The 24,427-nt window shown below is 47.1% G+C and carries 27 protein-coding genes and 2 tRNA genes; 11 read left to right on the top strand and 18 right to left on the bottom strand.

Features of this window, described 5'->3' with window-relative positions:
- Nucleotides 1-810: hypothetical protein (locus tag K8R76_03315; GenBank protein MCD4847201.1), on the bottom strand; the 810-nt coding region annotated here is incomplete at its 3' end.
- 85 nt (nt 811-895) lie between these two features.
- On the opposite strand from K8R76_03315, the gene K8R76_03310 reads away from it, so the two are divergent.
- From K8R76_03310 to K8R76_03280, 7 genes are all read left to right on the top strand, one after another.
- A complete protein-coding gene (locus K8R76_03310; protein MCD4847200.1) occupies nt 896-1,852 on the top strand; it encodes an ABC transporter ATP-binding protein in 957 nt (318 codons plus the stop codon).
- On the top strand, nt 1,849-2,616 hold the full coding sequence (locus K8R76_03305; protein MCD4847199.1) for an ABC transporter permease: 768 nt from the start codon (nt 1,849-1,851) through the stop codon (nt 2,614-2,616). The genes K8R76_03310 and K8R76_03305 overlap by 4 nt, the downstream gene beginning before the upstream one ends.
- 10 nt (nt 2,617-2,626) lie before the next feature.
- Entirely contained in the window at nt 2,627-3,160 is a 534-nt protein-coding gene (locus tag K8R76_03300; GenBank protein ID MCD4847198.1) for a hypothetical protein, read from the top strand.
- A gap of 55 nt (nt 3,161-3,215) precedes the next feature.
- A complete protein-coding gene (locus K8R76_03295) occupies nt 3,216-4,946 on the top strand; it encodes a fibronectin type III domain-containing protein (protein ID MCD4847197.1) in 1,731 nt (576 codons plus the stop codon).
- A gap of 101 nt (nt 4,947-5,047) precedes the next feature.
- The gene (locus K8R76_03290; protein ID MCD4847196.1) at nt 5,048-5,593 is read left to right on the top strand and encodes a hypothetical protein; all 546 of its coding nucleotides are present in this window, start codon (nt 5,048-5,050) and stop codon (nt 5,591-5,593) included.
- A 211-nt stretch (nt 5,594-5,804) separates the two neighbouring features.
- A complete protein-coding gene (locus K8R76_03285; GenBank protein MCD4847195.1) occupies nt 5,805-6,155 on the top strand; it encodes a helix-turn-helix domain-containing protein in 351 nt (116 codons plus the stop codon).
- Between the two features lies 1 nt (nt 6,156).
- Nucleotides 6,157-7,413, top strand: a complete 1,257-nt coding sequence (locus K8R76_03280; protein ID MCD4847194.1) for a type II toxin-antitoxin system HipA family toxin — start codon at nt 6,157-6,159, stop codon at nt 7,411-7,413.
- Between the two features lie 239 nt (nt 7,414-7,652).
- Here the strand turns inward: K8R76_03280 and K8R76_03275 are convergent, their stop codons facing one another.
- The 3 genes from K8R76_03275 to K8R76_03265 form a co-directional block, all read right to left on the bottom strand.
- Nucleotides 7,653-7,925 carry a type II toxin-antitoxin system YafQ family toxin gene (locus K8R76_03275; GenBank protein ID MCD4847193.1) on the bottom strand — a complete coding sequence of 91 codons (273 nt, stop codon included), beginning with the start codon at nt 7,923-7,925 and terminating at the stop codon, nt 7,653-7,655.
- A complete protein-coding gene (locus K8R76_03270) occupies nt 7,925-8,185 on the bottom strand; it encodes a type II toxin-antitoxin system RelB/DinJ family antitoxin (GenBank protein MCD4847192.1) in 261 nt (86 codons plus the stop codon). Before K8R76_03270 ends, K8R76_03275 begins: the two co-directional genes overlap by 1 nt.
- Nucleotides 8,186-8,415: 230 nt before the next feature.
- Nucleotides 8,416-8,492, bottom strand: a tRNA-Asp gene (locus K8R76_03265).
- A 288-nt stretch (nt 8,493-8,780) separates the two neighbouring features.
- On the opposite strand from K8R76_03265, the gene K8R76_03260 reads away from it, so the two are divergent.
- The 3 genes from K8R76_03260 (at nt 8,781) to K8R76_03250 (ending at nt 12,617) form a co-directional block, all read left to right on the top strand.
- Nucleotides 8,781-9,260 (top strand): hypothetical protein, encoded by a 480-nt coding sequence (locus K8R76_03260; protein MCD4847191.1) that lies wholly within the window; start codon nt 8,781-8,783, stop codon nt 9,258-9,260.
- 115 nt (nt 9,261-9,375) lie between these two features.
- Nucleotides 9,376-10,797 (top strand): 4Fe-4S binding protein, encoded by a 1,422-nt coding sequence (locus tag K8R76_03255; GenBank protein ID MCD4847190.1) that lies wholly within the window; start codon nt 9,376-9,378, stop codon nt 10,795-10,797.
- A gap of 98 nt (nt 10,798-10,895) precedes the next feature.
- On the top strand, nt 10,896-12,617 hold the full coding sequence (locus K8R76_03250) for a sodium-dependent transporter (protein ID MCD4847189.1): 1,722 nt from the start codon (nt 10,896-10,898) through the stop codon (nt 12,615-12,617).
- A gap of 18 nt (nt 12,618-12,635) precedes the next feature.
- Here the strand turns inward: K8R76_03250 and K8R76_03245 are convergent, their stop codons facing one another.
- The 8 genes from K8R76_03245 to K8R76_03210 all read right to left on the bottom strand — a co-directional run bounded on the left by K8R76_03245 (nt 12,636) and on the right by K8R76_03210 (nt 18,602).
- Complete coding sequence (locus K8R76_03245; GenBank protein MCD4847188.1) at nt 12,636-13,175, bottom strand: zf-TFIIB domain-containing protein; 540 nt, start codon at nt 13,173-13,175, stop codon at nt 12,636-12,638.
- A complete protein-coding gene (locus tag K8R76_03240; protein MCD4847187.1) occupies nt 13,172-14,377 on the bottom strand; it encodes a CoA ester lyase in 1,206 nt (401 codons plus the stop codon). Before K8R76_03240 ends, K8R76_03245 begins: the two co-directional genes overlap by 4 nt.
- Before the next feature lie 45 nt (nt 14,378-14,422).
- The gene (locus K8R76_03235) at nt 14,423-15,553 is read right to left on the bottom strand and encodes a sulfite exporter TauE/SafE family protein (protein MCD4847186.1); all 1,131 of its coding nucleotides are present in this window, start codon (nt 15,551-15,553) and stop codon (nt 14,423-14,425) included.
- A 78-nt stretch (nt 15,554-15,631) separates the two neighbouring features.
- Nucleotides 15,632-16,825: a hypothetical protein gene (locus tag K8R76_03230; protein MCD4847185.1), complete on the bottom strand. Its 1,194-nt coding sequence runs from the start codon at nt 16,823-16,825 to the stop codon at nt 15,632-15,634.
- Nucleotides 16,825-17,073: a 4Fe-4S binding protein gene (locus tag K8R76_03225; protein ID MCD4847184.1), complete on the bottom strand. Its 249-nt coding sequence runs from the start codon at nt 17,071-17,073 to the stop codon at nt 16,825-16,827. The genes K8R76_03230 and K8R76_03225 overlap by 1 nt, the downstream gene beginning before the upstream one ends.
- Entirely contained in the window at nt 17,057-17,224 is a 168-nt protein-coding gene (locus K8R76_03220) for a 4Fe-4S binding protein (GenBank protein MCD4847183.1), read from the bottom strand. The genes K8R76_03225 and K8R76_03220 overlap by 17 nt, the downstream gene beginning before the upstream one ends.
- 65 nt (nt 17,225-17,289) lie before the next feature.
- Nucleotides 17,290-17,550, bottom strand: coding sequence for a 4Fe-4S binding protein (locus tag K8R76_03215; protein MCD4847182.1), 261 nt, complete (start codon nt 17,548-17,550; stop codon nt 17,290-17,292).
- A 230-nt stretch (nt 17,551-17,780) separates the two neighbouring features.
- The gene (locus K8R76_03210; protein MCD4847181.1) at nt 17,781-18,602 is read right to left on the bottom strand and encodes a 4Fe-4S binding protein; all 822 of its coding nucleotides are present in this window, start codon (nt 18,600-18,602) and stop codon (nt 17,781-17,783) included.
- A gap of 169 nt (nt 18,603-18,771) precedes the next feature.
- Here K8R76_03210 and K8R76_03205 point away from each other — a divergent pair.
- Nucleotides 18,772-18,863: transfer RNA gene (locus K8R76_03205), tRNA-Ser, on the top strand.
- An 81-nt stretch (nt 18,864-18,944) separates the two neighbouring features.
- Here K8R76_03205 and K8R76_03200 read toward each other — a convergent pair.
- The 6 genes from K8R76_03200 to K8R76_03175 form a co-directional block, all read right to left on the bottom strand.
- Nucleotides 18,945-19,625: a hypothetical protein gene (locus K8R76_03200; GenBank protein ID MCD4847180.1), complete on the bottom strand. Its 681-nt coding sequence runs from the start codon at nt 19,623-19,625 to the stop codon at nt 18,945-18,947.
- A gap of 313 nt (nt 19,626-19,938) precedes the next feature.
- Nucleotides 19,939-20,337 carry a type II toxin-antitoxin system VapC family toxin gene (locus K8R76_03195; protein MCD4847179.1) on the bottom strand — a complete coding sequence of 133 codons (399 nt, stop codon included), beginning with the start codon at nt 20,335-20,337 and terminating at the stop codon, nt 19,939-19,941.
- Nucleotides 20,334-20,561, bottom strand: coding sequence for a type II toxin-antitoxin system Phd/YefM family antitoxin (locus K8R76_03190; GenBank protein MCD4847178.1), 228 nt, complete (start codon nt 20,559-20,561; stop codon nt 20,334-20,336). Before K8R76_03190 ends, K8R76_03195 begins: the two co-directional genes overlap by 4 nt.
- A 379-nt stretch (nt 20,562-20,940) precedes the next feature.
- On the bottom strand, nt 20,941-21,411 hold the full coding sequence (locus tag K8R76_03185; GenBank protein ID MCD4847177.1) for an energy transducer TonB: 471 nt from the start codon (nt 21,409-21,411) through the stop codon (nt 20,941-20,943).
- 229 nt (nt 21,412-21,640) lie between these two features.
- The gene (locus K8R76_03180; protein ID MCD4847176.1) at nt 21,641-22,321 is read right to left on the bottom strand and encodes a hypothetical protein; all 681 of its coding nucleotides are present in this window, start codon (nt 22,319-22,321) and stop codon (nt 21,641-21,643) included.
- Between the two features lie 232 nt (nt 22,322-22,553).
- A complete protein-coding gene (locus K8R76_03175; protein MCD4847175.1) occupies nt 22,554-24,056 on the bottom strand; it encodes a peptidase S10 in 1,503 nt (500 codons plus the stop codon).
- Nucleotides 24,057-24,427 lie beyond the last annotated feature (371 nt).

Here is a 24,427-nt window from a genome sequence, read left to right as displayed (position 1 = left end):
AAGCGCTGACTCGGTGAACTGAACCTCGGCTATCCATCGGATCGTCCCATATACTTTATAGCTCCAGAAAAACGTGTCTGTGTCGGGGTGATAGGTCAAACCATATGATCCGGAAAAATTGCTTAGCCCTGGATTACCTGATCCTTTGAAGGTCAGGGTGGAACCGTCGAATTCGTAGAGGAACCAATTCTGGAAATCGTAAAAGGTAACGAATATTCCGAGATTTCCGTTGTATGGAAACACTGCGAGTCCGCTCATCTGCCCAGGAGGCTCGGATATTGAGTAAGAGGTGTGGCCGCCGGTCTCGTCTATCCTTAAGATACGAAACGTAGAACCGCTGCTGGACGTTTCCCAGATGTAGTTCCCGTCATTCTGGAAATCCATGCCTCTGCCACTGATTCCTGCAGGATTTGCAAATGCGACATTCCATGAACCGGAATAATAATACATACTGGAGTTTATAAAGCCGTTGACGTACCACCCATAAGTTGCAGGCCAGTTATGACAGCAGCCAAAAGTGTAGGGAATTGGAGTAGAATTTGTCCACACAGGATTTCCGGTACCCATTACTACCGATCGAATCAACTCGGCGTTGCTATCCAGAACCACAAGCTGGTCAGATCCATCCTGTGTATCCAGACCGAGCATCTGGCCGGCAGATGACACCTGGAAGGTATTCAGAACAGTCAGCGTTATAGCGTCACTACCTTGGGGAAGTGTTCCCTGGGGAATCGAAGAGTCTCGTCCATCTTCATCCACCCATCCCAGAGCTATGACTGCAAGAGAGAACAGAAAAATCAGATATCTCATTTCGTCTCCTTTCTTTTAGACATGTTAAGTATATTAAATTAGAACTCAGTGAACTACTTTGAATTCTAATGGATAGGAAAAATCTATGATTGAAAAGGCAGCTGAAACGGAATCTGTCATCAAGGTTAACAATCTCACGCGAAGGTTCGGAAATCTTACAGCTGTTGACGGTATCGATTTTCAGGTTAACAGAGGGGAAATCTTCGGTTTTCTGGGTCCCAACGGTGCCGGCAAGACAACTACCGTCCGAATGCTGACCGGTGTTATTGAACCAACCAGCGGGTCTGCCACTATTCAGGATCACGATATCAGGAAGGAATCCATTTTTTCCAGAGAGCACATCGCAGTAGTCCCCGAGCAGGCTAATGTATACCTCGACCTTTCCGTCTGGAGAAACCTGATGCTCATGGCTGAGCTTTACGGGGTTCCCAGAGGCAGGCGGATCAGTGAAGGGGAAAGGCTTCTGGATGCTCTGGGTCTTCTGAATAGAAAAGACAGCAAGGCTCGCGAACTGTCAAAGGGTCTCAAACAGAGACTGATGCTGTGCGCGGCTCTTGTTACAGATCCTGAAGTACTCTTTCTGGATGAACCCACAAGCGGCCTTGATGTAAAAAGCGCCAGACTGATAAGGAAAATAGTAAGGGAACTGAACAATGACGGTCTCACTGTTTTCATTACCACACACAACATGATTGAGGCCGGGGATATCTGCTCGCGGGTGGCAATAATCAATAACGGACGAATAGCTGCAATTGATACGCCCGGAAATCTCAGATCAATGGTGAGAAAACGTCAATACGTTGAAGCGGTATTCAAGGAGCAGGCACCGCCTCCGAAGAAACTGGAATCCATTCCCGGCGTAACCAGGCTGGAGTCCGACCAGAAAGTCTTCAGACTGTACACCGAAACTCCCGGAAGCGTTGCTACCCTGCTTGTAGTGCTAACCCTGGATCTGGGTCTTGAGCTTGAGCAGCTGAACACCCGGAAACCCAGTCTGGAAGATGTCTTCCTTTACTACACCGGGGAAGGAGGCTCCGAATGAGTACGCATTCAGATGTGAACAGATTGCGCAGACAGTTGCACGGTTCGCTGGTGATTCTGAAGAAGAACGTTTTTCTTTACTACCTGAAACCACCCGTTCTGATATTCGGAGTACTTTTTCCGGTATTCTTCTTCCTCGCTTTCAAAATGGGAAGGAATGTCTCGCCCGGAGCTGTTGTGCCCGGAATGGTCGCTATGGCACTCTGGTTTACCGCCAGTGCCATAGGCCCGCTGGTAACCCCCTGGGAGCGACGGGCGAAAACCTATGAAAGGCTGATATCCAGCCCCATATCTCTCCGGTCCATACTTGCAGGTGATGTTCTGAGCGGTTTCGCGTTCGGCTGTGCCATCTCGGTGATACCTGTGATTCTGGGCCTGCTTCTTACAAATGCTGAAATCGCGAATCTACCTCTTCTCGTCGGCGGTATTCTGGCGGGAGCGTTGAGCTTTTCCTCTCTGGGTGTTCTTCTCTCAGCACCACCTGCATCCAGCCCTTCCAATATCATGCTACTTTCAAATCTGGTTCGACTTCCGCTGCTGTTTGTAAGCGGAATATTCGTTCCCATAGCACAGATGCCTGCATGGGCAGGATGGATAGCGCCATTATCTCCTCTGTCCTATGCAAGCGCTCTTATAAGAGCATCGTACGGAAGCGATCCTTACTTCCCTGTATGGCTGTGTTTTCTTATGCTGTTTATCTTTACGACTGTTCTGTTCGCGGCTTCGTGCCGATTCCACAGGATGTACAGGGCAAAAGGACTATGAAGGAGTAGAAATGAGTATCAGAGCTATTATACCGATGGTGGTGATCACGCTTCTATTAACAGGTATCGCATTTGCCAATCCCGCGCCCTGGCCCGGGACTGATAACCAGTTCACCATTATGCAGACATTGGAATTCACATTCCACATCGAAGGACCGATACAACCGGATACTATGGGTACATGGATAATTTACGGGGGACCGACGCTGGTCAATATACTGAGCCCCGCTGAGACCAAGGGTACAGGGCTTGGCATTGAGCTGGGAGCAGAGCTGCGCAAGTACTTCATGCGGCCAATGTCGGGTCTCTTCGCCGGGGTATACCTGGGTGCGGGCACTCTCTGGAGGTCGGGTGAGGAGCAGGTGGAGGCTATCTCAGCCGGTGTTAAGCTGGGGTGGCGGATACCACTGTTCAACCGGGGGTTACTTCTGGACCTTGAACCGTACATCTGCGTAGGGACAAAACTCCTGGGTACAGATGGAGGTGATGACGGCGGCTTCTTCGATGCAGCTCTTTACCTTGGAACCAAGTTCGATTTCTACTGACCCAGCAGGACTGTTTTCCTTTCTCCCTGATCTATTGATTGAAAAGGAATAAGTAATGAATGTATTCTGCGAGTTCTGGGAGCGACATTCGGAAGCTGCTGCTGTTTCTTCTTTTCTCATCGCTGTAATCATCACAGGACTGATGGGCTGCGGCGACAATCCCTCCGAGCCGGTACAACCTGATTTCACTATCGCCTCCATCGTCTTCACAGGCGACTCTACAGGCAGTGAGGAACTGCGTGTTACAGCCAGGTGTCAATTAGAGGCAACGCGTGGTCAGAACAAGGGCCAGCCCTACTGCGAGGTAACGGTAACCTGGAATTCTCCATCGGATCATACTGTGCTTAGCTACTCCCTGAACAGATCAACTGAACCGGGAATCTCTTCCGGCGGCTCAAGCGCCCGGATTGTTGGAACCACAACCGACACGCTCCTTGCGGATTCCGATTCCCTGCAGTGGGCAACTACATACTACTACGCGGTCAGCGCTCTCAATTCCGATTCCACTGTACTCTGGAGTGATGAGGGAAGCATAACAACTCCTTTGTCACAGTTACCTACGCCGTCGGAGATCTCCGCAGCCGATTTACCAATGGGACGCTGCATTCTCACCTGGACTCCTTGCCCTGACGATGATTTCTCACATTACGCGCTGGTAAGGCGTCAGTACAGCGGATCGCTCCACGGAGACACTCTGGGAATCTTCTATGGGATGCAGGATACCACATTCCTGGACTCAGTACTCCCGACATATATGCCAAGATATTACCAGGTAACCACTACGGATACTCAGGATCTCAGTGCCGAGGGTAATATGCTGACCTACACATCCGACTATGGGCTGCCGTGGTACATGAACATATACTGGGACGGACCCTATTCCTTCGATAAATACTGGATAATAGATGAAACTCTCACACCATCCTGGGACGGAGAACAATTCTACTTCGTAGAGCGCATTGAAAACCAGTATCCATATTATTACGTCTATTCCTACATAAGGAGAATGAACACCTCTAATGCGGCCAGCACGAACGGTTGCGGATCCGATGAGATACATGGTTTCGCCCATGCACCGGGGGAGAACGCGCTGCTGGTTTCACGATCGATCGAAAGTAGGACTTATTCCCTTGAACTGTTTGACGACTATTCGCTAGAGCTTCTGAACAGCCTGACGGTGGATTTCGAATGCGACGGGATGCTGGTTCTCCCTTACAGCGGAATCGCGCTTATACATCCCCTCAGCAGTTCCACTTCTATAGCGCTGGACATCGAAACGATGGAGTTTGTGGATACGCTCAGCTACGCTTTTTCCTCCGGACAGGTTATCGAGGATTTCGGAGCCTACATATGGGGAGTGAGTGGTGGTCTGAGGAGGGTGGATCTGATCACGCATGAAGTTGTGGCCTACGGCAGTGGTTATCCCGGACACCAGCAGATAATCGCGTCCTCAAAAGGGGAATTATGTTACATCTCAGGCAATTCCTTCCATCGATGCGACCCCTTCAGCCTTGCAACGCTGTACACCGCTGCTCTTCCATCCCACGAGGCAGCAGCTCTGGTGGAGGCGCAGGACACCGTTTTCGCGTATCTGTATACCAGCCTTGAACCCGTGACGGTTTACAACACGGAGAATCTGACCAGCCCGGGCTATGTACTCTACAAAGAGGGATCGGATGATATAGAGATATTCGACATGATTACGTTAGAGGAGCAGGAAGAGATATGGTGCACCTGCCGAGACTACTACTCCGACGGGGATGGTGCTTTCAGTATTGCCAGGTGATGCTTGCGCAAAATACCAGTATGAAGTACATTTGCCTGTGTTTGTGAACCAGGATCTTAAAAGTAAAACCAGATCATTCAAAGTACTAGAGGAGGGTTAGTGTGAAATTCACAAAAATATTAGTACTGTTAGCTGCAATATCAATATTTGCTCTTGGCAGCTGTGGCAGCAGCGGGGAATCAAACGATTCCCGGGAAGACACCTCAAACGAAGATACCGAACAACAGACCGAAGATGTCGCAATCTCTTCGTCTTCCGGAACCTCTTCATCGTCTGATGAAGCATCAGAATATGACCCCGATCCTACCGACATCAATTACGACTACCTGGATGCAGGTATCCCTGCAGGTTTCCCCGACGTAATCCCTGTTTATGATTCTGCAAATACAACCGTTCTTGGAGGTTTAGAACAGAATGCCGGTGGAACCATGGTGTACAGTCTTGTTCTTGGCTGCAACGATCAAATTTCGGACGTGACAAATACCGTGGTTGGCAGCTTAGAGAACATAGATATGAATATGGCCGTTGAAGGTTCAACCATGCTTATGGGTTACATGGGCGACTGGGATTATGTAATAACGATTGATAACGGTGAAGCTGATGGATACACCACGATTGTTACATATACTTTAACTGAAAAACAATAATCTGAAATAGTGTGATTTTCCGCTATATTGGGGGACATGCAGCAGAGCCTGTGTGTCCCCTGATTAATTCATGGTGCAAAACCCTTCGCAAGTGCCGCAAGTGGCGTCCGACCCCATACAAACTCAGGACTTGCCATAACGTACATCATATTGTACATTATTAATATTATGGTACAATATAGTATACTCTAATGGATACGAGAAAGATACAATGAACCCACAGGATCCTAAGAAAATTTTAAGCAGCATGCCGATACCTGTGAAGCGTGCGTTGCGCAAGCTTGGGCGAGATATAAAAGATGCCCGGAAACGCAGACGGATAACTATGTCTTTGCTGTCCGAGCGAGCATCTATCAGCCGAACTACGCTTACGAGGATTGAGAAAGGCAGTTCCGGGGTTTCTCTGGGATCCTACGCCTCAGTCCTCTTCGTTCTTGGTTTAATTCACAGACTTGCTGAACTTGCAGATGTGCGTCACGATGAGTTGGGTTTGACTCTTGAGGAAGAACACCTTCCCCAGCGAATTCGTCACCCTCGATCCAGGAAGAATGATTATGCCTGAGATGAGTCAGCCTGTCATTGTATACATAGATCTTGATGGTTCCATGAAACTGGTTGGTCGTCTCTGGTCTCATTCCAGAAGGGGACGAGAGAGCGCAACTTTTGAATACGACCGAGCCTGGCTGGGGCATCCTCAGAGGTTCGCATTAGAACCTGCATTAACGCTTGGACCGGGGCAATTCCATACAGGTGCTGACAGAAAGCTATTTGGTTCTATAGGGGATTCGGCACCGGACAGCTGGGGAAGACTGTTGATACGGAGGAATGCACGGCAGAATGCAAGAGAATCCGGCTCCGGGAAACATTCTCTTTCTGAGATTGACTACCTGCTTGCCGTCGACGATTTGTCGCGGATGGGTGCCCTGCGCTTTGCCCTTCATGAGCAAGGACCATTACTGAAAGAGAACTCTCAGGGTCGTATTCCTCCTTTGCTTGCTCTACCAAGTCTACTGGCTGCGGCAGATCATGTAGTAAACAATGATGAAAGCGCTGAAGATCTCAGCCTGCTCCTTGCACCAGGATCTTCTCTGGGGGGAGCGCGACCAAAGGCTTCCATTCTGGATCGAAAACAGAACCTGTCAATAGCGAAGTTTCCAGGCAGAAACGACGAGTTGGATGTGATTACGTGGGAAATCGTTGCTCTCAACCTTGCCGAGTCTGCCGGTATTGCTGTTCCCATGCGCCGAGTAGAAATCATTAAGGGGAAACCAGTTCTTATCCTCCGAAGGTTTGACAGATCGGATGGTGTTCGAATTCCCTTTTTATCTGCACTGAGCATGATCGGTGCTGCTGATCATGAGCAATCCAGCTATCTTGAAATTGCTGATGCAATTAGAAGATACGGTGCTGCTCCTGAGACTGACCTTCAAAATCTCTGGAAACGCATCGTTTTCAACATTCTTATATCGAATGTCGACGACCATATGCGCAACCATGCTTTTCTATATACAGGTCCGAGAGGATGGCGTCTGTCTCCAGCATATGATTTAAACCCTACTCCTACTGATGTAAAGCCTCGTATACTGTCCACCTGCATTGACCTTTATGACTCCACCGCATCTCTGGATACAGCTTTTTCCGTCGTTGACTACTTTGGAATTCCCCTGGTTCAGGCTCGGTCAATGGTCGCAGATATTGGTATGGCAGTAAGTAAATGGCGCTCATTCGCTGCCACTCTGGGATTATCCAAAACAGAAATTGATCGAATGGAAACTGCGTTTGAGCATATTGACTTAAAAAAGGCAACTGCACTTATCTAGACCGTATATCTCACCAGAGTTACTACTGCAACACTGCATATGAGGACTGATACGATGAAACAAACCTGATTATTCTGTCATTGGGTTGATCCTAAGATTCCTGAACCCATAAACGGAAAACCCTCAAGGGATTCCGCACCGCGGTATCGAAAAGTCCTCATGTCGTTTTTAACGGTGGGTGGCACTGTTTATCTCTGTGACGGTCCACAGTAGACAATATTCGAACTATTTGTTGTGATTCATTTTGAAAATAGCTCTGAATGCGAGCCAATACGTTCGAATATTATCTTTTCTCCGTCAATCTTATATATCAGGAGCCAATCCGTTGAAATATGGCATTCCCTGCGATCCTTGTAGTTACCGGTGAGTTTATGATCCCGGAATATTGGATCGAGAACTTCCTCAGCAAGAAGCGTTCGAGCAATTAGTTTGAATTGCTCGATATCTCTTCCTTGCTTCTCAGTCCTTTTGATATCCTTTTTGAATTGCTTCGTAAAAGCAGGGGTGTACATCAGATCCCAAGCTTATCAAACATATCTTCTGCATTCTCGCAGATAACAATATCTTCATTCACATCTGTTGCATTGAAGGTTGCCTTGGTCGTTGCGTTGGGAATAACCATGTTGAAAGGTAATCCGTTGTTCATCTCTATTTGGCGGTAAAACATCGTTATTGCCTGTGTGGTATTAACTCCAAGACGATGCAATATCTCTTCTGCTTTTTCCTTCAGTTCAGGTTTAAGCCTTGCTCTTACAGTTGCGGTTTTACTCATGGTAACCTCCTTCACATCAAATGTAGCACATTTGGGCTACGTTGTCAATCAGATAATTAACAGTGTTCCAATTAATGTGAAGAGCCTAAGTGTCGCAAGTGACGTCCGACTCCATCCTTGACTCTTGAACCCTAAACCTGGGGCTGCATCAAAACCCTCTTCTAGAAATTTTCTAAAATAGAAAGCCACCCATGTCGTTTTTAACGGTGGGTGGCACTCATTGGTCTCTGTGGCGGTCCGGACGAGACTCGAACTCGCAACTTCCGGCGTGACAGGCCGGTGCTCTAGCCGATTGAACTACCGGACCGCTCAGAGTTGGATGAGAAATATCGAAAATTCTCAGCTGATGTCAAGGAGATACAATAATATATCCTGATATGGGGAACATTTACGCGGTATCAGAACTAAGTATACTTATACTGTAAATAGGAATATGAATTCAGAAGGGAATGATTATATGAAGCTATCTTCTTTACTGCTCGCGTGTCTGGCCGGCATCAGTCTTGCGAGTACAATTGAAATAGGAACCGCGGAGAATCCCTCAACCTCCCCATGGTGCGCCGATTGAACTGAGTCAACACGCTACCAGGTGGTAGTGCTCGCAAGTGAAATCGGTGATGCTATTGAGATCGAAACCCTTTCATGGATACGATCACTGGGTGGTGATCCTCAGGGAACTTACAACGACTACTCTCTTTACATGGGGCTTTGCTCCAGTAACGTACTGGGAACCAACTTTGACGATAATTACATCTCAGGTTCGCGGATTCTCGTTATGAGTTCATCCCCGTACACAACCCCTTCTGTTAATCAGAACGAATGGTTTGATAATATTCTGGACACATCATTCTGGTATAACGGTGAGGATAATCTGATTATTGAGATAGAATGGTCCGATGGAGTTGGATCGCTCTACACATGGCACTGGAACAGCGGCGGTCAAAGATGTGTCATTGGTCCTTATGGAGCATCCAACGCAACTGAGACCAGCTCTAATGTCCCAAACATCAGACTCAACGGAGTTCTCTCTCTTTCGAATACCACCTTTGGACGGATTAAGGCAGCTTTTATCTGAAATATTGTTTCTTGTAACCGGTCTCCCCTTGGCCTGGGGGACCGGTTTTTCTATTATCGGTTCAATTCATGAGAATTCATCAACCATATTCATGACTGCTTGAAAGACAGGATAGATGAGAATTTCTGCTCTGGTGCTTATTATTTTCACAGCAGTATTGTTCGCTTTCTGCCCGCTTGGCCTGCCGCCCGAAGAAGCCTGTTCCGCTGACAATCCTTCATGCGCTCTTTTCGTCGATGAGAACGCAGACGGTCTCTGCGACAACCCCGATCCAGAACCGGGAGGCAGTTCTGATCAGGATACAGTAGAAACAGAGGAAGTCCCGGAAATTATCAATACCGAAGATCCTGCAGAAGAACAGCAGGAACCACCACCTGACAGTGTTCAACAGACAGACATTCCTGAAGTGATTGCTGAAGAAGATGATTCTGCTGTTACTGTGGAAATATCGGAAGAAGTCACCGAATCAGCTGTGATAATTGAGGAAACAGAGATCGATGTACTTGAGGATTCCGTTATAGTCGATACGGTTACTGTTGAGGAGACCGAGGTTTCTCTCATCCATTGTCCTCTTAATCTTACTCCTGGTGAAGCTTGTTCAGAGGATAGTCAACGCTGCACGTTTTACCGCGATTTCAATGAAAACCTCCTTTGTGACAACCCGGGAGAACAGACAGATTCAACCGCTTTGATTGATGTAAATATCTCCGAAACAACATCCTCTCTTCAGATCGAATCAAGCGGCTGCCCACTAAATCTCCCCCCTGAGGCAGCATGCCCTGCTCCTGAAGACCGCCTCTGCCCTCACTACCGAGGAAGTAATGGCTGTATCAATCCTTCCGGGGGAGGGGTTCGAAGAACACAACTGATAATAATAGCCACCGCTATTCTACTCCCAGCAGCCACATTTCTGAAAAAGCGATATCGCGGCCGCAGGAAGACCGATAGACACAGGAGAAAAATCGCTCATATGACTGTTCAGGCGATCTCTATTCTAATCCTTGGTTTCTTCGTACAGGGATCCTACTGTCCGCTGGGTGTGTTTCAATACATCTTCCTTCCCGGCGGAGTGATTTTTCTCGGTGGGGTCGGTGTCGCGGTTCTACTGCTGCCTATGATATGGAGTCTTTTCATCGGAAGGATTTATTGCGGATGGGTATGTCCATTCGGAGCCCTGCAGGATCTTCTCGGTAAGATGAACGTTCCCCGGCCTCCCGCTTTCCCGAAGAAGGTTCACAGATTTCTCATTAACTTCAAGTATGTGTTGACTGTCGTATTTATCGGTGCGCTCATTCTTACCGGGAAAGGGTTCTTCGGCAAGATCATTCCTGCTTCTCTTTTCTGCCAGATAGATCCCTTCCATACCATATACTCGTATTTCATTGTCGGATCATTCACAGGTGCAATTGCTTCCATCTGCTTCATGATATTCTTTCCCAGATTTTTCTGTAAATACCTCTGTTTCTACGGCGCTGTTCTGAGTATTCTTGGAAGAGTGAGACTGTGGGCCAGGATTAGAAGAAAGCATGGACGATAACCGGTGCTTCCCCCTTGACCTGACCCTGTGTCAGTTAGCAGTAATTTACTGTGCGTAACGGGGTTCCTTCTACAAAGTGATAACTGAAGGAGAGAATAATGGCCGCTCACAGAGAAACCTGGAACAGCAGAACCGCTTTTGTCCTTGCCGCAATCGGATCAGCCATCGGGCTGGGAAATATCTGGCGGTTCCCATATATCACGTATGAAAATGGCGGGGGCGCTTTCCTTGTCGCCTATTTCATATGCCTGTTCATGGCGGGAATTCCATTGCTGATGCTTGAGTTCAGCATCGGGCACAAGTTCCACCAGGCGGCTCCGGGCGCGTTCAAGAAAATAAGTCCCAGACTTGAATGGTTCGGATGGTTCGCGGTCGGCGTAGGCTTCATCATTGTCACTTACTACGCTATCATTATGGCCTGGAGCGTGAATTACACTTACGAGGCTGCTACTCTAGGGTGGGTACAGGAACCGGGGAAATACGCTGAAACACAGTATGCCATAACGGGTACCGATCTGGAGGATATGGAGGTGATGACTGAAGTTCCTGCCTCCCTTACAGGACAATCATTCATATCACCTGTCAGCGGGGAAACCTGCATTATCCTTGCAGAACCAATCGGTTTTCAGGAGGTCGGCACCATTCTGGTGGCGTTCGAAGGAAATTTGTACGGTTTCAACAGTGTATCTGAAGCAAATACATTCATGGGTTCTCCCGGTGATTTCTTCTTCAATGATTTCCTGGGAGTCACATCTGAACCATGGGATCTTGGTGAGTTCAAATGGCCTCTATTCATCGGTTTCACGCTGGCGTGGATCTGGATAGTCGCTTCAGTATGGAGAGGCACTAAAACGGTCAGCAAAGTCGTCTTTTTCACCGTTCTGATTCCGTGGGGGCTGCTTGTTCTTTTCGTGATAAGAGGTATCACGCTGCCGGGAGCGGGGGTAGGTCTTAAATACTATCTAACTCCTGTCTGGTCGAAACTGCTCAGCGCTGATATCTGGCTGGCGGCTATTTCCCAGGTATTTTTCAGCCTGAGCGTAGGCTTTGCCATAATGATCGCATACGGCAGTTTTCTTCCCAAGAAAACAAACATAGCGGCCAATGCCATGATCATAGGTATTGCCGATGCTCTTACGGCGTTCTTCGGTGGAATGGCGGTTTTTTCTGCTCTCGGACATCACGCGTCGAATCTTGGCGTACCGGTTTCCCAGGTGGTCGAGAGTGGTCCCGGACTGGCATTCGTAGCATATCCGCATATTATCTGTACTCTGCCTGCTGCCAGGTTTTTCGGCGTTCTCTTCTTCATAATGCTTCTGACCCTGGCTGTCGATTCCGCTTTCAGCCTTCTGGAGGCGGCAACATCTTCGGTAAAGGATAAGTGGAACACATCGCACAGAAAGGCCAATCTCATCGTGGGTGGAGCCGCGTTTCTCCTCGGTCTGCCAATGCTGACAGGCATGGGGATTCACATACTTGATATCGCGGATCACTTCATGAACAGTTACGGCCTTACTCTGGTAGTTCTTGGTGAGGTGCTGATTATCGGATGGGGTACCGGCGCAAATAAGCAGAGAAATTACATCAACGAGAACTCCAGCTTCAATATCGGCCTCTGGTGGAGTATCTGTATTCGCTGGCTCATCCCGATGAGTATCGTCTGGATGATCTTCAGTGAGATCCAGGAGAGAGCAGTACCATATGGAAGCTTCGGTCTTCGCAGCCAGGAGTTCCTGTTCGGATGGCTGCTGATTATTCTGCTTCCAATAGTCGGTGATATTCTCGCCAATGCCAGGGGAAAACAGGCTCAGCAGCAATAACGGATAAGCTCATAAGACCTACGCGAAGGGGCTTCGGAAGTTCTCTATTATTCCGGCGATTGTTCTGTGTTCGGCCAGAACGCGGTATTCGAGAAGCTTAAGAACTGTCCTGAAGTGCTTCCACTCTTTCCCGAAGTTGTCACTTGCCTCAATCAGCTCCTGCATTTCCTTGATGCTTATTTTCAGAAATTCGGAAGCGGTGGTGCTGTCGATATCTTCTTCCAGAGCGGTGATAATCGCGTTGAATTCCCCTTTATCCAGCCAGATCCCTCCGCACTCTCTGCAGTAGTCCAGTTCAACTTCTGTATCTGTATAGCCGATTAAAGCCATCTTTCCGCCGCATGAAGGACATCTGGAGGAATCCTTCCTGACGCGGAAACCATCGGTTTCCTTCCAGAGATTGAATTCCATCCATGCAAGGTCGGGATCAGCTATGTTTCTTGCCTGTCTCAATTCATCTCTGTCGAACCAGCTTCCACCGCAACCGGGGCAGGTTTCAATTCTCACACCGGAGAATTCTGTTGCTTCCAGTTCCGTATTGCATTTGGGGCATATCATTTATTTTCCTCCTCTTCGCGCCAGTTCATAGAGATCAAACCTAAACTGATTGCATTATCAACAACAACCTGTGCTTGTTTTGCTACAGGAGGATCTATCATTTTTGAACCGAGAACTATTGCTCCAAGACCTTCACTTTCCGCTTTCTCCATGGCAACTACAACCTTTTTTGCCCTGCTTACCGCTGCCGGCTCAGGAAGGAACCCTTCGTTGATTATCGGAACCTGGAGTGGATGAATGCACCCCTTGCCGATAAAGCCAAGAGTCTTTGCCCTTCTGATCGATTCGCGAAGCCCTTCTTCGTTCTTTACATCGGCGTAAACGGTATCTATCGGCTGAAGACCGGCAGCTCTTGCGGCAAGTACTACCAAACTCCGTGCCGTGAAGCTCTCTGTTCCCTCAGCAGTTGGGGTAACACCCATCTCAGCTGAAAGATCCTGCAATCCAAGCGTCAGGGCGACTGAATCTTCCGGAACCGACATAGCAATTGAAAGCGCGTTGAAGATTCCAAGGGGGCTCTCTATTATGGGCATCAGCCAGACAGGTGCTTCCCTGCCGTATATCTCAGCAAGCTTCTCGATCATATCCCTTATGGAAGAAACTTCGTCCGCCAGTTCAACCTTGGGCAGCAGTATGTGCTGAACAGGCTGCGGTACTATCCAGTCAAGATCGTCAATTGACAATTCACCCTGATTGATCCGCACCATTACTTCCATCCCGCCGAAATCAAGATTCTGCAGCGAGTAAGCCACAAGTATACGGGCTTCGAATTTCCTGTCAGGAGACACGCTGTCCTCAAGATCGAGAATTACGGCATCCGCTCCTGATGAGAGCGATTTCTCCATGAATCTCGGACGGTTTCCAGGAACATACAGCCTTGATCTTCTGGGTCTGTATCGTTCCGATGAAGTGATATTTCTAGCAGGAGGTAAAGCCGGAAAATCGTCACCTAGTACTTTCCTTGAGGCGGCTTCGAATCTTGCGGCAGCAACGAACGGTGCAGCGCCGCAATCCTCTATATCGACACAGCCTGCTGCAATTCCCATCCGCTCCGCTGTGTTCCGGACTGCTTCCTCAATAAGATCAGGGGAAGAACTGCCGTTTATGGCGATAGATAGTTCTGCATCAGTGCATTCGTAGGTTATTTTACAGTCTGATTTGACTTTAGGGCCTGAATATCCGCATGAAGCTTTATCTGGCATCAGTTCTCCTTCAGATAATGTTTCAGAATTCACTACATCTGTAATCTAATGAGTAATATCGCAGGAAGAACAATCAGCAGGACCGCACCCCAGAGGATTCAGCATCAGAAAAGTAAATCCTGAGTCAGGATGACAGCGAAAAGCGTACATCTCAAGAAATGACTGTATCCCATACCCCCGTTCGGAACACCATGGTTCGTATTCAACCGCGAAGGTTCTCATTCTCATACTCTCAAGGTATACCGAGACGCTGTCCTGCCAGGGAGAGGTATCAATCCCTGATCTGGAATCTATCCATACAGGTGTAATAACGGCGGACAGCTCAGGAACTGAACCGATCTGCTGAAGCCATTGATCTTCGTCAAACAGGATAACCTTCAATGGAGGGAGATTTGCACCGCGTATCTGTTCAGCCAGTTCAACTCCCCTGTCCTGTTCATCCTCTGCAAATGTCAGAATGTACAATGTATCGGAATCCTCAACCGAGAATATTGAAATGTCAGCATCTCCATGGGATTCATGAACTACCATTTCAGCCAGTTCCTGCCGCATGGAGGATTGTGAAATCCATAGCGCAAGCCCTCTTATTCCAATCGCTCCGAAATAGATGGCGACGATAACAGCGATCACTCTTGCTGCCTTTGTAACCCAATCCTTCACCGTGAGAAGACCGAATACCGCAAAGGGGAGCATGTATACCGTGGTGCCAGCAAAGAATCCGATGAATAGCGTCATGCCGCTGAGCGGACCGCTGGTATTAAAAGCGCTTGTAACAGCTATGAGAAATGCGGGGCAGATGGAAAATCCCGTAAGGATTCCGAGCAGGAAAGCACTTCTGGTAATCTTGAGCAGTTTTCCTGTCTGGCATCCTGAACAGGTTTTCCTTACTCTGACAACAGTAAGAAGAAGATATACCGAAAAAAGCAGATAACCGGACAGGACTAATGGAGTCCTGACGGAAGGAGGGATTACCCCTCCCAGCTGTCCTATAAGCGCTCCGAATATCGCGTATGCAATGAACCTTCCGGCGTTGAGCTTCAGTATAACCCACAATGCCTGAAATCCTGTTCGCTTCTCCCCCAGAAGGTAAACTCCGTAAACAGGACCACAGGAAGCAAGACAGGTCAAACCTGTTGCCAGACCCAGCGACAGTCCTGCGCTCAACGATTCAAACAAAAGGCGGCCTTCCCGTAAAAGCCGTACAGGGACACTGAATGTGTCCCTGTAGGCAGGTATGCCAGAATAATAATGCTGCTAAAAGCTCAGCGAACCCGGATAGAACTCCAGACCTGTCCGCACACGCCACCAGACCTCAACTTCTTCCAGGTCAGTCCTTTCCTGCTCAATGATACCCCATACGCGAAGGGTGGTTCCAAGCTGGTATTCCAGTCCTGGACCGAATACAATCCGCTTTCTTGTATCACCTGCTCCGGCAACCGAGGTAGGGGTTGAGCGGGCTTCAGCATTAAGCAGAAGCGATAATCCCCTGTAGAAATTGATTCTTGAGAATAGAACAGCGCGTTCAGTACGGATCGAAGAGCTTGAAAGCTTGCCTGATAACGTGATTACCGAGGGCACTTCCCTCGAACTCATAAAGTGATAGATAATTCTTGATTCGGCGGAAGTACATGCGGGCCTGATAACTCCATCGTAATCGATTACGGATTCGAATGTAGTGTTCACCGCAAGTGAGGGAATTATCATGCGAACCAATCTGATCCTTGAGGTGAACCTGTCAGCCAGATCATTCCCCAGGAAATTGGTACCGTTGTAGAATGAGTATGTGACGTCGCCTGCTACATAAAAGTGGGCGGGAAGGGATTGCGGCTCAGTTGCAAACGCGATATCAAACCTGCCCCATGTTGATTCATAATCAATGAAATCAGAGCTCGTATTATGGTACAAACCTGACATGCTCATTGTAAATCCTGATGTCTCACAGGAGATTCCGCCGTTCAGACGGGATTCCGTCCAGGCTAGATCGTAACCATCCTCCTGCTTTAAATCTCTGTTCCAGTACAGCCCTCTTACGAAGACATGATAATTCTCTGAAAAATCAGCAGCAAGAGACAGTCCGGGTCTAATAAAACCTTCTCTGTATGCGACTCCGGCCTGTACCGGAAGAACCAGTTCCGGTTTATCGCCCAGATCAACAGTCCAGCATATATCAGGATTTATGGTAACAGGTCCTGCATTCATAATGAAATCAATATCAGTCTGGCTGTACGTATTAAGTATTCTTGGCACAATACCGGTGGTGTCCTCGTGAGAATACTGCTCCTCAAGGATGAGGGTCCAGCTTTCAGTACCGAGCATTCCTCCAAGTTCGAGTCTCCCGGGTTCAGGAGAGAGGCTGTCACCGCCCGTCTGAACATCCATCCATCCATCAAGAGAAGCCGCGAAAACAAGAGCTGGAAGAAGAAGCAATGGAAGCGTTTTTCTGATCATCAGTATATCGCTCCTTCCGGACACTGCTCAACACATCTGTAGCAGAAGTGGCAGAGGGAAGGATCAATCACGGCATCACCATCTATTACTTCTATAGCTCCGTATGGACAAACTTCAACACATTCTCCGCAACCGGTACAGGCATCGGTGTCTACAATCAACTGGGTACTTTCGACCGGTCCCTTGCATGCAGATACAAGCACCAGAGCAGCAGCTAGAATTGCAAAAACCTTAGCGTATTGCGTCATAGCTGCACACCCCCTGACAGAACCCGCATCCTATGCAGGTCTGGGGATCTATATGTGATTTGCCATCGATGATCTCTATCGCGCCAACCGGACATACGAGTTCACAATCTCCGCAGCCGGTACATCTGGCTCGATCAACCCTGTAAGCAATCTCTGCTACAGCTAATGACACAATGACCAGAAGCAGTATCGAAGTGAGAATAAGTGCTTTTCGGCTCATTGTTCAATCCCCTGAAGGAAGATTTCCGTACCTTCTTCGGACACACCGAACAGTGCAAAATGTGTTCTGGTTGATGGCGCGAATATGGTATTGACAGGACAGACATATGTGCACAGACCACAGGCTATGCACAGTCCGGCATCTATTATCGCATTGCCGTCAGTGCCCATTGTAATCGCGCCTACGGGACATGCATCAATACAGAGCTCGCACGATATGCAGCCGCCCGGCTCAACGATAAATGCCCCTTCAATCATTACCGAGCCTGGAAACACGCCTGCTGAATCGGGATAAATCGTAGCAAACACCGCGCCCCAGTCAGGAGAGTCAGCATCGTACTCCATCTGAGACCCTCTCAGTATAAGGTGCTGGTAATCACCTTCCACCGGATCCCACTGGATAAGACCACCGTTTGAATCCTGTGAGTAAACAACCGAACCGGCAGCTAAAGAAGTCAGTATCAGAAAAATCACTGGAAGAAAGTTCTTCATTCCTCAACCACCTGTCTTTTCATTGACCAGAGCCCGTACTCATGGCACTGGATTAAGCATTGGCCGCAGTTAATACATTTATCGTAATCTATATGTATCATCCCGGAATCCACTCCGGGTGTGTTCCAGTCCGGTGTGTACCAGATTGCATCAACCGGACATCCAGGGCCACAGTAATCAAGAAGAATGTAACACTCGTTAGCGCAATGACCGCACCATCTCGGATCATTGAAGTAACGGAGCCTGTAGCTTCCGGATGCCGAGACCACTTCCGACAGGGCACCTAAAGAACTTTTTGCTCTGATAGCAAAGAAGTACGCCTGCCCATATCTGCTGTCTGATATCGCGTTAACAGGACATACACGAACACATTCACCACATGCAGTGCACTTGTCCAGATCGATAACAGCTTTCCCCTCAATGAGATGCATTGCATCCTGCGGGCATGCTTCAACGCACAAACCGCACGATATACATGTGTTCTGGAAAACCTCCGGCTGAACCTGAACATGCGCAACCATTCTGGCGCTGTCTCCGGCTGGAACAGAGGCTATCGGTACCGCATTATCCCAGTTGGAATCATCTATGGGATACGGTGATATCCTTATCTCATACCATTCCGCATCATCATCGGCTGTCCAGTGCAAAGTAAATGTTGAAGTTTCTCCTTCGGCCATATCACCATAGGTAAAGCCTGTATCCACTGTCAGCTCTGTGTCGAATTCAGGTCCGGAGCCCGGTATCTGATCCTGCGAAAGGCAAGAGATCATAACCATAGTCATGACCAGAAATATCAAAGGTATAACTGATTTTCTCAATTTTAATCCTCCTGAAACTAATTCTTAATTCCGGGTAACTATAATCCTGCAATAGCTTAATGTCAGTGATGTATATTCATACTAATATAATATGATATTGTTCCCGAAGTTAGCCTACAGCGGAAAACTCTTGCTGAACGAAAGCTTTCAAGGCATATTCATGTCCCGCGGAGGGGTGCCGGAGCGGTTGAACGGGACGGTCTCGAAAACCGTTGACCCCCTATGCGAGGTCCGTGGGTTCGAATCCCACCCCCTCCGCCATGACTCGAACAGTGCCACCCACTGTTAAAAGCGACATGGGATTTCCCTTTATTGAATTAATTCGTAACTGTTATGAATCTCTTAAAAGAGGGTCTTGATGCTGCCCCAGGTTTCGGGTTCCAGAGCACTCACTGGCTCTCCGTAGAAATCAAAGAACATATCGCAGATATCGAACCAGTAATCTGACCTTAGCCATACACCTGAACCGTCATCCTTCCAGCAATAGTCAGCAATGTGGTGAATACCGAAAAGGATGAAGCAGTTGTCGTTAACGTCAGCCTGGGTTTCGAAGTAGTAATGCACACCCGCATCAAGCTCAGGATATACATCTACATTGATGGTGCAGTAGGTTTCGTAGATGTTGTAACCCCAGTTGCTGTCACCTGTGAATGTGTTGATGCAGGGCACGCTCTCAGCCCATACATCGATGTTGGTGTTGGGGTCGGAATCACCGGTAATATCTTCGGAGATGACGAAGTTCATCATTGAAGCCTGTTCACCTGTCCAGATCATCCAGACACACATCTCTGTGACATAGTAGTTGTCATCAAGTTCGAAGTCATCGCAGAGCCAGCGGTCACCGGCACTGTAGATGGGAACACCGTTGTACAGTTCTGCAAAACTGTAAGTCTGCGAATAAACCAATCCATCAATCTCAATCGGACCGGTTCCTTGAACGTGACGTGGACTCAGAACAAGAGGCTGATCAGCCAGAATAGAAGCTATGGATAAGAATAGCATCGTAAAAAGGAATTTCTTCATCGCACACCTCCTTAAACTGAAGATGAACTCAAATAGATTGTAGAGTTTTACGTATGGAATGTCAAGAAGTGACCACGAGCTCAGCAACCTGTTTAATCACTTTAATTCTGTTATCGGAAGGATCAACGAAGAAAGTTTGATAATGTGTCACGATACCCCGCCAGTGCCCCAAACGGTGCCACCCACCAATAAAGCGACATGGAGCTTTTACTTTCATGCTGAAGCTGTTAATTCGGGGCTTTCAATGGAAGATCAACCTGGACGAGGGTTTATTAGGGTATGCTTTCCCGGAATGTTTATCTATCCTTCCAGTCTACCAAAGACTTCTTACATGCTCGTACTTCTGTATGATTCTGTCTTTGGTTAATATTGTGGCATTTTCCTCTCTGGCTGTTGCCACAATGATCTGATCTGCAGGGTCTCCATTGAATGGTTGCGGCAGTGATGTTGATCTATATGCAATGGTCGGCGTCAAAGGTACAAATCGTAGTTTAGGCATATCTAATGCTTCGGCAATCCATTCTTCGGGATTACAGGAGATACCGATTCTCTTCTTCTCCAGGAGCTTACTGAACTCCCATGGAGAAATTGCTGAAAGTAGAAGCGAATCATATTGTTCTGGGGTTGAAAGTAATGATCGTACTCCTGTGGATAGTTGCTGTGGATTCATGTTCCACCAGATCCAGACATGTGTATCGAGTATGTACTTCATTTGCATGCATTCCACATATCTTCACCAAGAGGTGATACTATGTCCTTCTCAAATACCAATGCTTCTGACAACTTCCCCGGAGCAGGTTTGCTGGTCGAAAACGGAATGACTTCAACTAATGGCTTTCCTCTCTTAGTTATCACTACAGACTCTTTTGTTTTCGCAATCCGACCCAGTATCTGAAGAGCATGAGCCTTAAAATCAGTTATCGCAAAAGTTTTTATATTGAATCACCTCCATTACGCCTTAATATGGTCATTTCAAATGGTCATGTCAAATATCCATGAATTTTCTTATTTAAGAGCTTCCACGCTTCTATTGCTCAATTCCTTCGAGGATATAGTTTTAACAGATGCGGAAATCAGGTTGTGCCCAGGAGCTCAGCAAACTGTTCAATCACTTTAATTCTGTTATCAGGAGGGTCAATGAAGAAAGTTCGATAATGTATCATGATGCCCCGCCATGAAAGTGAATGCCCCCTTCATGGGGCTTTTACTTTCATAGAGAAGTTGTCGATTCGGACCTTTGATCGCAGATCAAAATGGTGAGTTTACACTGAGCGAGTTTTTCGAGTCGAAGTGAATCCTACCCCCTCCACCATGATTAGTCGAGTTCGAATTCATAGAAAACAGCGGTCCATACCCCGACACCTTCCCCGTTACGCTGAGCTGAAGTCCATCTTGAATTCCATGCGGCTTCAATGGCAGCCTGATCAAGGAGATCTGAACCACTGGATCGATATATTTTAGCCTCCATAACGGTACCAATGCTATCGAGATACAGGATCACTGAGACACCGCCTTCAATTCCATTAACCCTTGCACTGTCAGGGTAATCTGGTAAGGGACGATACATGCACACGGGAAGCACTTCTATTCCTATTCTAGACTGGGGACCGGTTCGTTCATAGGTCTGCTCTGGAATATTGTTTTGCGCCGAAACCTGCTCTTCAAGATTCTCGGTGTTAATCAAACTTCCACCGTTATCATCTGTATTTTCAATATGAAAGTTGTCCTCGGAGGAACACGCCAGAAGAAAAGCAATGCACACAACCGCTACTACCATTCTCATCATTATGCTCCTCTTAATCTACGTCTGATTGAATCAACTCTAAGATAATCATGTAAGAGTATGACTAATCTCAATCTCTTCCGCAACTTTAATTAAGCATTTGTCTGATTCATCGAAGAAAGTTTGATAATGTGTCACGATGCCCCGCCAGTACCCCAAACGGTGCCACCCACCAATAAAGCGACATGGGGCTTTCCATTTATGGGAATAATTAGTAACTGTTATGAATTTCTTAGAAGAGGCTCTTGATGTTGCCCCAGGTTTCAGATTCAAAATCAAGAAACTGTCCATCGAAGTAGAAGAACATGTCGGAATCCTGACCGAATATGACATCGGATCTCACCCATATGCCTGAACCATCATCGTACCAGCAGTAGTCACCGTTGTAATTGTGACTTACAAGAATGAAACAATTGTCAACGACATCAGCCTGGGTTTCGAAGTAGTAGTGTATGCCGCTGTTTAGCATAGGATGATTAACTGGAATAAGATCGCAGTGGGTCATATATATATCATAGCCCCAGTTACTGTCGCCGGTGAATGTGTTGGTGCAAGTTACGCTCTCTACCCAATAATCGGTATTGGTATTTGGATCGGAATCGCCGGTATCATCTTTGGAGATTATGAGGTTCATCGTTGAGCCCTGTGCTCCTGTCCAGATCATCCATATGTCTATCTTCCAAACCCATGCAGGACCGCTAATCTGGAAATCATCGCAGGCCCAGCGGGCACCTGCACCATAGATACTGTAACCGTTTAGCAGATTTTCATAACTGTAATCCTGCAAATATATGGTATGCCAGGTCTCACTCGGACCAGTTCCTTGAATGTGACGGGAACCCAACTCATAAGGTTGATCAGCAAGTGAAGAAGACAGGAATATGATTAGAATAGAGGAAAGGAATAATCTCATAACTCACCTCCTTTCAATGGAGGTAGACTCAAATAGAGTGTAAAGTTTTACGTATGTGATGTCAAGATGTACTCAGGAAATCAGTAATCTGCTTAATCACATTAATTCTGTTTTCGGGAATATCTCTCTTCCACGCAGGGCATAACTTGAGCGAGTGAAATAAGTCGAAGGGAATCTCATGATCAATTCCTGTTACTAGAAGAACATATTTGTATTTTTTCAGTATTGGATTCTAATAAACTTCAGGGTTTTCACAGCTTTCCTCAATAAAGCTATGCACATCTTTGCTGAAGCTATCCAGACACTTTTCATCCAGATAGAACATATGACCAGCATGATAGTAAGTCTCTTGTATGTTTTTCTTTAGTTTGAGATCAACGTTCATATGCGAAACCATATACTTCGTGGCCATAAGAGGTGTAGCAAGATCATAATAACCCTGTGCTACGAGCACTTTCATGTATGGATTAACTGACATCGATAATCTTAGCTTTTCCCCCGTGCTTGGGAGTTTGCCCTTCTCCCATTTCCAATTCTTTATAAAATCATGGTCCATCATGACTTCATAGCTCATATCAGTATCTAGCCCTAGTTCTCGGCGAAGGTAATCATTCAGCATCGATGTATAAGGAGGTTTAATGGAAGTCATGGAGGGATCAAACTCAGGTCGGTCGTTCACTTCAACAGCCTCAATCCCCTTGAAACGAGAGTCTAGCCTGCCAACACTTCTTTTTTCGCTGCGAAGTAATTCCTTGCGGAACCTTCCCTGATGAATTCGAAGATTGGATCCTACTATGTAATCCTTCTCCAAGCCTGAATATCGAGAGAGTTTATCAGCTATATCAGCACTCTCTTCATCGCTGATTCTGTCTCCTTTCATCAGTGCCGGTGTCAGTTCACTCTCAACCCAAACCTCTACCTCAGCAAGAAGATCTGGTAGATCCCGACTCTGCAACTCCTTATCAAGTTTTTTATGGTACCATGCAGCAGCAGTATAAGTTGGAATAAATAGCTGGAAGGGCAGGTCATCATCATCCCTGAACATGATCGGGCGCAGGTCCAATGCAGTGGAGATTAGAATAATCCCATTGAATGCTATCCCTTTGCCGAAAAGTGCAGCAGCTAGTCCAGCAGCCCGTGTAGTGCCATAACTCTCTCCCGCAAGAAACAGTGGTGATGACCATCGATTGAACCGGGATAGGTAGAGCTGTATGAATTTTCCAACTGACTCTATATCGCCATCGAAACTGTGAAATTTCTGATACAAGTCCTTCTTTGCAGCTCTACTGAAGCCTGTGCCAACAGGATCTATAAACACGAGGTCTGTGTGCTTGAGCCATGTACTCTCGTTATCCTCAAGGTGATATGGGGGAGAGGGCATCCAACCCTCCTGTTTCATCACCACACGTTTCGGACCCAATGCACCCATATGAAGCCAAACGGAAGATGATCCCGGACCACCGTTAAAGGCAAAGGTCAAAGGTCTTTCAGATAAATCTTTCACTCCATTCATCTCGTAAGAAGTAAAATAGATCTCCGCTTGGATTTCACCCTTGTCATCTTTTAATGGGAGAACTCCCACCCTTGCTTTGTAGGCTAATTTTCCATCCTTCAGATTAATTCCATGGGCTGTTTCGGAAGGCTCCAAACCAAGCATTCGAAGTTTTTCTTCTTTTTCTTTATCAGTTTCTTTCTCTTCTGCTTTCTCCGGATTTATTTCTTTTTCAGAACTCATACTTATTACCATCCAATTTCTGTTTTGTAATGCAATGTCTATTCAGCTTCTATTATGTAAATGAATCCCTAATTCTTTTGAAAACTTAACCGCTTCAAGTGAAAGTATGATAACTCTACAGCTCCCTGGCAACTTTAATGAAGCATTCGTTTGATTCATAGAAGAAAGTCCGATAATGTACCAAAATACCCCGCCATCGTCCCAAACAGTGCCACCCACGAATAAAAGCGACATGGTGACTTTTGCTTTCATAGTGGTTCCACGCCGGGAATAGCTTACTTATCTATTTTGTAACATTCGATTCGGATCTTCGGTCGAATAGCGAACTGGTGTGTTTACCCTGAGCGAGCGTAGCGAGTCGAATAAAACGC

Origin of the sequence: Candidatus Aegiribacteria sp. (assembly GCA_021108435.1) — a bacterium.
In the GTDB taxonomy this organism is placed as follows: Bacteria; Fermentibacterota; Fermentibacteria; order Fermentibacterales; family JCC-6; genus Aegiribacteria.
This window is presented reverse-complemented; position numbering and strand designations above follow the sequence as displayed.